The organism is Natronospirillum sp., from assembly GCF_022565775.1.
Taxonomy (GTDB): Bacteria; Pseudomonadota; Gammaproteobacteria; order Pseudomonadales; family Natronospirillaceae; genus Natronospirillum.
In genome coordinates this window covers 1-8,590 of the sequence record NZ_JAIUMC010000117.1, presented here as the reverse complement: position 1 = coordinate 8,590, position 8,590 = coordinate 1, and the positions used below count along the sequence as shown (strand labels likewise).

Genomic DNA, 8,590 nt, shown 5'->3' with positions numbered 1-8,590 from the left:
CGGATTTACCGCCACCCTCCAACATTTTCCCGTACTTCCGCGATGAACCTTTTTTATGCGCATTAATTAAGCCTGATTTCTATGGATGCCTTTCTGGTTTCAACGCTCGCTATCAGCATTGCGGAGATTGGTGATCGATCCCTGTTACTGGCTCTGCTGTTGGGTATTCGCTATCGCAGACCATGGCCCGTCTTTTGGGGCATGGTTCTGGGTCTGTTCGCCAATCAACTGCTGAGTGCGCTGGTAGGGCTGTGGCTGTTCTCTCTATTGCCGCCCCTGTGGCAACCTTGGTTGATTGCTGCCGTTTTTCTGTTGATGGCCGTTTGGCTGTTGTTCGAGGAGGACGATGAAGTGCCCCCGGTGCAGCCGGGCCTTCATCTACTGTTGGGGTCCGCACTGGCGTTCTTTTTGCTGGAGATGGCCGACAAGACCCAAGTAACCGTGATTGCACTGATGGGTGCTTACGGCCAACTGGTGCCCGTGGTATTGGGCGCTACCCTGGGTATTTTGTTGGTGACTACGCCTGCCCTGTGGCTGGGGAACAAGTTTGCCGATAGGATACCGAGCAAAACCGTTCATCGCCTCGCCAGCTTGCTGTTCCTGCTGCTGGCACTATGGATTGTGGCCGATGCGCTCGGCTGGCTGCCTAACTGGTGGTCAGTTACAGAGCTGTTTCCGCGCCTGTCCGCGCCTGTCCGCGCCTGACGCTGCCAACGACTGAGTGTCGGACACAAAAAAGGCGACAGTGGATAATTCAACTGTCGCCGTTGAGGCTCTCAACTGCGTGCTGGTGGTCCCACCAACGCCAGGAATCAGAGTTGCAGTAGCGAGATATCCGCCACCTGCAGAAACAAGGTCCTGACCCGGTAAAGCAGCGCCAGCCTTTGTTGCCGTTCTGCAGCGTCTTCCGACATCACCATCACGTCCTCAAAGAACTGATCCAGCGGATCCTTCAGGCTGCTCAGTGCCTGTAGCGCGCCATCATAGTCCGCCTTGTTGACCGAAGCCGAGACTGCAGTCTCCAGGGACGCCAAGCGCTCGATCAGAGCTCTTTCGGCATCGCTCTTCAGTGCGTCCGTGGCCGTAACTGAGGCCACGTCTACATCGGCCTTGCCCAGAAGGTTGGCCACACGCTTGTTGGCTTCACTCAGACTGGCCGCGGCCGGGCTCGCCTTGAAGGCCTGAACACCGCCCACACGCTGGTGGATATCCAGCGGCACGGTCAGGTTCAGTTCACGCACCGCATAGAAAACATCGGTGGCGATACCCTGATCCTGGTACCAGGCGCGCAGCCTTTCCAGAATGTATTCCAGTGCACCCTGCACCGCCTGGTCGCGCTCGGGCAGTGATCGATCACCATAGCCTGCCAATGCCTTGTCGAGCAGTGCCTTCAAGTCCAGTGGCAGCGCCTTTTCGATGAGCAGGCGCAGCACCCCCAGCGAGGCCCGGCGCAGGGCGAACGGGTCTCTGGTTCCGGTGGGCTTCTGACCAATGGCAAAGATGCCGATCAGGGTATCGAGGCGGTCAGCCAGCGCCACGAGGCTGCCTTCCAGCGTTTCCGGCAGGTCATCGCCAGCGAAGGCAGGCCGGTAGTGATCACGAATGGCGCTGGCCACGCCCTCCGGCTCACCGCCCCGACGGGCGTAATAGGAGCCGGCGATGCCCTGCAGGTCATCGAACTCGAATACCAGATCGGTCACCAGATCGGCTTTGGCCAGCAGGGCGGCGCGACTGGCAATGGCTCGATCCGCATGGGCAAGGTCAGCCAGATATCCGGCCAATTGCTCGATTCTTCGTGCCTTGTCACCCACCGTGCCCAACTGCTTCTGAAACACCACCTTGTCGAGTTTGGCCACCTGATCTCCCAGCGGAGTTTTCAGGTCGCTCTCCCAGAAAAAGGCCGCATCTGCCAGGCGAGGGCGAATCACTTTTTCGTTGCCGCTGACCACCAGTTCCGGTGAGTTGCTTTCCAGGTTGGCGACAAAAAAGAACCGATTGACCAGTTCTCCACTGTCCGCCCGCGCCGGGAAGTATTTCTGGTGCTCCTGCATCGAGGAGACCAGGGCTTCAGCCGGTACATCGAGGAATCGGGATTCGAACTCGCCGCTGAGTACCACAGGCCACTCGTTCAAAGCCGTGACTTCATCCAGCAGGTCTTCTTCTACCACCACCTGAACGCGGTGCTGGTGCGACGCCTTGCTCAGGTGGTCGCGGATGTAGTCTCTCCGGGCTTCGAACCCTGCCAGCACCCAACCTTTTTCGCGCAGTTCCTGCTCGTAGTCCGCAGGCTGTCGAATGGTGATGGCCTCCGGGGCATGGATCCGGTGTCCGTAGCTGACATCGTCAGCTGTCAGTCCGAAGGCTTCATAGGGCAGCACATCTTTACCCCAAAGCGCCAGCAACCATTTGACCGGGCGCACGAACTCGAACCGGTGGCTGCCCCAGCGCATGCGCTTGGCGATCGGCAAGCGATCCAGGGCCCGATCCAGAATGCCGGGCAGCAGCGCACTGGTGGCCTTGCCGGGCTCGGTGCCGCGATACACCAGGTAGGCTCCTTTGTCAGTCTCTACCTGTTCCAGCTCTGCCACAGTGACGCCACAGGAATTGGCAAAGCCACTGGCCGCGCGCGTCGGTTCACCGGACGTATCAAAGGCCGCCTTGACGGCCGGCCCCCGTCGTTCATAGGTCCGGTCAGCCTGACGGCTTTCCACCGTGGTGATGCGCAACGCCAGGCGGCGCGGCGCGGCAAAGCGGGCCACAGTGCCATAACCGAGACCGGCTTCTTCGAGGCCGGCCAAGACTTCTTTTTCCAGGGCTATGGAAAGTGCCAGCAGTGACTTTGGCGGCAGCTCTTCAGTACCCAATTCGAATAGGAAATCCCGGGTTCCGGTTGCATCGCTCATTGTGCACCCTCCTTGCTTTTCTGGCCCTGGACTCTGGCCTTGATGTCCGCATCGGCCATGGGGAAGCCGAGTGCCTCGCGTGACGCGTAATAGGCTTCGGCCACCGCCCGGGACAGGGTGCGAATGCGCAGAATGTAGCCCTGCCGCTCAGTCACTGAAATGGCATGGCGGGCGTCGAGCAGATTGAAGGTGTGCCCGGCTTTCAGAATCTGTTCATAGGCCGGCAGCGGCAGCCCGGCATCAATCAGGCGCTTGCTGGCCGCTTCGTGCTCATCGAAAGCCGCAAACAGGGCGGTGACATTTGCATGCTCGAAGTTATAGCGGGACTGCTCGACTTCGTTCTGATGGTATACATCGCCATAGGTCACAACATGGCCATCGGGGCTGCGTGTCCAGATCAGGTCATAGACATTGTCGACTTCCTGAATATACATGGCCAGGCGCTCCAGGCCATAGGTCAGCTCGCCGGTCACCGGAAAGCACTCCAGCCCCCCTACCTGCTGAAAGTAGGTGAACTGCGTCACCTCCATGCCATTCAGCCAGACCTCCCAGCCCAGCCCCCACGCCCCCAGCGTCGGGTTTTCCCAGTTGTCTTCAACAAAGCGGATGTCATGTACCTGCGGGTCAATCCCCAGCACCTTCAGAGACCCCAGGTAGAGGTCCTGCAGATTGTCCGGCGAGGGTTTCAGTACCACCTGATACTGGTAATAGTGTTGCAGGCGATTCGGGTTTTCGCCATAGCGGCCGTCGGTCGGGCGCCGGCTGGGCTGCACATAGGCAGCATTCCAGCGCTCCGGGCCTATGGCCCGAAGGAAGGTGGCGGGGTGAGACGTTCCGGCACCCACCTCCATATCGAGCGGTTGCAGCATCACGCAGCCGTGTTCGGCCCAGTATTGCTGCAACGTGAGAATCAGTTCCTGAAAGGTCGGTTTAGCAGACACAGTGCACCCTTTGAAGTTTGTGACCACTCACTAACTGTCGCCGTGGCCAAACAGCCGCGATGACGCTACCCGGCTAAACAGATCGCATGGGCCTCTCGGTCCTGCGCCACCGGGGGGAGCTAATGAGTACAGTGAAGACGCCCGACGAGCGGCAACGAAGTGCGCATTATAAACGGGGGGCGAAGGCTTGCCTACCGGCGCCAGAACATCGGGCTGAGCACGATGATCAGGGTGAAGATTTCCAACCGACCCATCAGCATGGCAAAACAGAGCAGCCACTTGGAGGTGTCCGGGATCGCGCTGTAGTTCGACGCCACGGCGCCAAGGCCCGGACCCAAATTGTTCATGGCGCTGCCGACAGCGGACCAGGAGGTCACAAAATCCAGCCCGGTGCCCAGCATGGCGGTCAGCAGCACCAGAAACACGAACACATAGACGGAAAAATAGCCCCAGACCGCATTGAGTACGCGGTCAGGCACCTCGGCGCGCCCCACCTTGACCGGAAAAACGCCATTGGGGTGAATCAGTCGCTTGACCTCCCGCACACCCTGTTGCCACAGCAGCAGTATGCGGATGGACTTCATGCCGCCGGCAGTCGACCCGGCACAGCCCCCGAAGAAGGAGGCCATGAACAGCAGGAAGGGCAGAAACAACGGAAAATGGGCAAAACCTGTGCTGGAGAAGCCGGTCGTGGTCATGATGGACGTGGCTTCAAAGGCGCCGATGCGCAGAGCCCGCAAACCGGTTTCGGCACTCGTCACCCAGAGGGTCACTGTGGTGACACCGATCAGACCAACGATGATGAGCAGGAAAAACCGATACTCCGGATCCTTCAGATACTGTGCCGGGTTGCGCGACCGGAAGGCCACGAAGTGCAGCCCGAAATTGGCCGCTGCCAGCAACATGAAGACAATGGCCACGGCCTCGACCATGCCATTGTCGAAAACCCCGATATTGCCGTCGTAGGTCGAGAAACCGCCAATGGCGACCGTGCTGAAGGCATGGCCAATGGCGTCAAACGGTGACATGCCGGCCAGCCAGTAGCCCAGGCCACAGGCCACGGTAAGTCCGGCATAGATCATCCACAGGGCTTTCGCGGTTTCCGCAATGCGGGGGGCCAGTTTGTTGTCCTTCATGGGGCCGGACATCTCGGCCCTGTACAACTGCATGCCCCCGACGCCCAGCATGGGCAGTATGGCGACGGCGAGCACGATGATGCCCATGCCACCCATCCACTGCAGTTGCTGACGATAGAGGCGAATGGATTCGGGCAGATGCTCGATGCCGGTCATTACCGTGGCACCGGTGGTGGTCAGGCCGGAGAAGGATTCGAAAAAGGCGTCTGTATAGGTCAGGCCGGCATCTGCCGACAGGTAAAGTGGCAGCGAACCGGCAGTGCCCAGTACCACCCAGAAGAGAGCCGTCACCATGAACCCTTCACGGGTACGCAACTCGTCGCGCGTGCGCATGACGGGTAGCCAGAGCATCAGTCCGACCCCGAGGATCAGGACAAAGGACCAGCCGAAAGAATAAAAGGCGCCGTCGTCATACCACAGCGAGATGCCTGCCGGTGGCAGCATGGCCACGGAAAACAGCATCAGCATCAGGCCGAGCACGCGCATCATGATCCGGTAGTGCATGCCGGCCCCTAGAAGAACGTCAATCCGACCTGGAACAAGCGCTCCACGTCGCGAATGCGTTTCTTGTTCATCAGAAACAGGATGACATGGTCATCCGATTCGATGACCAGACCCCGATGGGCCATGATGACCTCACTGTCGCGCACCACGGCTCCGATGGTGGCGCCCTCCGGCAGGTCAATATCGGCGATATTGCGCCCCACCACGCGCGAACTGCTGCGGTCACCGTGCGCCACGGCCTCGACTGCCTCGGCAGCGCCCCGGCGCAGCGAGTGCACATTGACAATATCGCCGCGGCGCACATGGGTCAGCAGACTGCCGACTGTGGCCTGTGACGGCGAAATGGCGATATCGATTTCGCCACCCTGTACCAGATCGACATAGGCCGGGTTGTTGATCAGTGTCATGACCTTGCGCGCACCAAGCCGTTTGGCCAGCATCGAGGACATGATGTTGGCCTCGTCATCGTTGGTCAGCGCGATGAAGATATCGGTGTCCTCGATATTTTCGGACACCAGCAACTCCTGATCCGAGGCATTGCCCTGCAACACCACCGTGCTGTTCAGGTGCTCCGACAGGTGCAAACATCGCTCCGGATTGCGCTCCAGCAGCTTGACCCGATACCGGGCCTCGATCGAGCTGGCCAGGCGAAAGCCGATATTGCCCCCGCCGGCGATCAGAATGCGTTTGTAGGCCACTTCCTTGCGCCGCAGTTCGCTCATGACGGCGCGGATGTTCTGTCGCGCCGAGATGAAAAACACCTCGTCGCCGGGCTCAATGCGGGTGCCGCCTTCGGGCAGTACCGGCCGATCCTTGCGAAAGATGGCGGCCACGCGTGCCGGCACATTGGGCATGTGCTGGCGCAGGAAGCGCAACTCCTGGCCGACCAGTGGGCCGCCTTCATAAGCGCGTACGGCGACCAGCTTGATCTGGCCCTCGGCGAAATCCAGCACCTGCAGGGCGCCCGGGTGCTCGATCAGATGGCGAATATAGTCACAGACCACTTGTTCAGGGCTGATCAGAACGTCTACCGGGCAGGCCTCGATACGAAACAGTGCATCGGCGTGCTTCAGGTAGTCCGGATTGCGGATGCGGGCAATCTTGGTCGGGGTCTTGAAGAGCGCCAGAGCGACCTGGGAGGCCGCCATATTGACTTCGTCACTGCTGGTGACGCAGATGATCAGGTCCGCGTCGTCGGCGCCGGCCTGGGCCATGATCGATGGATGCGAGGCCATGCCGTGAACGGTGCGGATATCCAGCTTTTCCTGCAATTCACGCAGGCGATCACCGTTGGTGTCGACCAGCGTGATGTCGTTGTCTTCATGGGCCAGCGTGTCAGCCAGATTACCTCCCACCTGACCGGCACCCAGAATTACAATCTTCATCCTGCACTATCCATCGAGCTGGGAGTCCTCTTTTTTACGCAGCCGCGCATAATAGAATCCGTCGGCCCCGTCCTCGCGTGGTAGCCATTGTTCACCGAATGTATCGGGAAGTCCATGCGTGGGGGCCAACCCCTGACGGGAAAGTCCAGTCACTTCTGCGTCCGGGGTTTCGGCCACAAAGCGGGCCACCTGTTCCCGGTTTTCCTCTGGCAGCACGGAGCAGGTGGCATACAACAGCACGCCACCCGGTTTCAGCGTGCGCCAGGTGGCATCGAGAATGCGTGCTTGCAGGTCTACCAAGCCGGTGATGTCCTGTGGATTGCGCAGCAGCTTGATGTCCGGATGGCGCCGGATGACGCCGGTACCGGAGCAGGGGACATCGAGCAGAATCCGGTCGAAGGGTACTCCGTCCCACCAGGCCTCCGTGTCCTCGGCTGCTGCATGCACCAGTCGGGCGCGGCGCTGCAAGCGTTGCAGATTGTCTTCCACCAGCGTCAGACGACGGGCATTGGCATCCAGAGCAACCACTTCTCCCTGTTCCTGTCCGGCCGGGCCCATCAGTTCCAGGATATGTCCGGTCTTGCCCCCGGGTGCCGCACAGGCGTCCAGAATCCGTTCACCTGTCTGTGGTGCCAGCCAATAGGCGGCCATCTGCGCAGCCTCGTCCTGCACGGACACCAGACCCTCGTCGAACCCGGGCAGGGTATGCACATCGCAGGCCTCGGTCAGCATGACCCCACAGGGGCTGATGGCGGTCGGGTGACCGGACAGCCCGGCGGCTTCCAGCCTGTCCAGCCAGGCCTCGCGTGGGCCGCCGGCCGGGTCAAGGCGCAACGTCATCGGGCCGGGCTGCTGATTGGCTTCGAGAATGTCCTGCCAGTGTTCCGGCCAGGCTTCACGCAGAGCCTTGATCAGCCACTGCGGATGGTTCCAGCGCACCGTGTCCTGATCCGGCAGGGTCAGTTCGCCGCGCATCGACTTGCGCAGGATGGCGTTCACCAGGCCTTTGGCCCAGTGTTTTTTCAGCAGCCGTGTGGCCTCGACCGTGGAGTCTACGGCGGCATGGTCAGGTGTGGCCATGAAGCGTTGCTGGCAGAGCCCGACCATGATCAGGCAATGGATATCCAGATCCTTTTTCTTCAAGGGTTTGCTCAGAGCCTGCCGGGTCAGTGCATCCAGCTCCTGAAAATGCCGTATCGTCTGATAGACGAGCGCCTGCAGAAAGCCCCGATCGCGTGGTTCGACTTTTTGCAGGGCAGCGGGCAGGCACTCGGCCAGACTTTGCTTGTCCTGCCAGACCTGCAGTACACAGCGACAAGCGGCGGCGCGTGTGCCCGCCATCAGCGCAATACCTCACCGTCGACCAGCGTCTTGCCACCACCGCGCAGCCAATCTGCGGCAGTCATGCGTTTCTTGCCGGCGGGCTGCACCTCCAGCAGTTCCAGCCAGCCCTCTGTGGTGGCCACCAGAATCCTGTTCCCGTCGGGCCGGCGTACAGTACCGGGGGCCGCGGCGGAGTGATCTGCGGCAAAACCAGCACGCCAGACCCTGACGGGTTGCTCCTGCCACGGGAACCAGCACACCGGCCAGGGATTGAAGGCGCGCACGGTGCGCTCCAGATGCGATGCGCTCTGCTGCCAGTCCAGACGCGCTTCCGCCTTGGACAGCTTGTCGGCATAGGTGACGCCGACTTCTGGCTGCGGTTGAGCATTCCGGACCAG

General features: G+C 60.7%; 7 protein-coding genes. 1 reads left to right on the top strand and 6 read right to left on the bottom strand.

Annotated elements, in window-relative coordinates:
• Positions 1–81 precede the first annotated feature (81 nt).
• Positions 82–705, top strand: a complete 624-nt coding sequence (locus LAT62_RS15005) for a TMEM165/GDT1 family protein (protein WP_293385794.1) — start codon at positions 82–84, stop codon at positions 703–705.
• A gap of 107 nt (positions 706–812) precedes the next feature.
• Here LAT62_RS15005 and glyS read toward each other — a convergent pair whose 3' ends face one another.
• The 6 genes from glyS to LAT62_RS14975 form a co-directional block, all read right to left on the bottom strand.
• Positions 813–2,903 (bottom strand): glycine--tRNA ligase subunit beta, encoded by a 2,091-nt coding sequence (gene glyS, locus LAT62_RS15000; RefSeq protein WP_293385792.1) that lies wholly within the window; start codon positions 2,901–2,903, stop codon positions 813–815.
• The gene (gene glyQ, locus LAT62_RS14995) at positions 2,900–3,844 is read right to left on the bottom strand and encodes a glycine--tRNA ligase subunit alpha (RefSeq protein ID WP_293385790.1); all 945 of its coding nucleotides are present in this window, start codon (positions 3,842–3,844) and stop codon (positions 2,900–2,902) included. Before glyQ ends, glyS begins: the two co-directional genes overlap by 4 nt.
• A 191-nt stretch (positions 3,845–4,035) precedes the next feature.
• Positions 4,036–5,484 carry a TrkH family potassium uptake protein gene (locus LAT62_RS14990; protein WP_293385788.1) on the bottom strand — a complete coding sequence of 483 codons (1,449 nt, stop codon included), beginning with the start codon at positions 5,482–5,484 and terminating at the stop codon, positions 4,036–4,038.
• A gap of 8 nt (positions 5,485–5,492) precedes the next feature.
• The gene (trkA, locus tag LAT62_RS14985; RefSeq protein WP_293385786.1) at positions 5,493–6,869 is read right to left on the bottom strand and encodes a Trk system potassium transporter TrkA; all 1,377 of its coding nucleotides are present in this window, start codon (positions 6,867–6,869) and stop codon (positions 5,493–5,495) included.
• 6 nt (positions 6,870–6,875) lie between these two features.
• Positions 6,876–8,210 carry a 16S rRNA (cytosine(967)-C(5))-methyltransferase RsmB gene (gene rsmB / locus LAT62_RS14980; RefSeq protein ID WP_293385784.1) on the bottom strand — a complete coding sequence of 445 codons (1,335 nt, stop codon included), beginning with the start codon at positions 8,208–8,210 and terminating at the stop codon, positions 6,876–6,878.
• Positions 8,210–8,590: methionyl-tRNA formyltransferase (locus tag LAT62_RS14975; RefSeq protein ID WP_367120570.1), on the bottom strand; the 381-nt coding region annotated here is incomplete at its 5' end. The genes rsmB and LAT62_RS14975, both read right to left, overlap by 1 nt.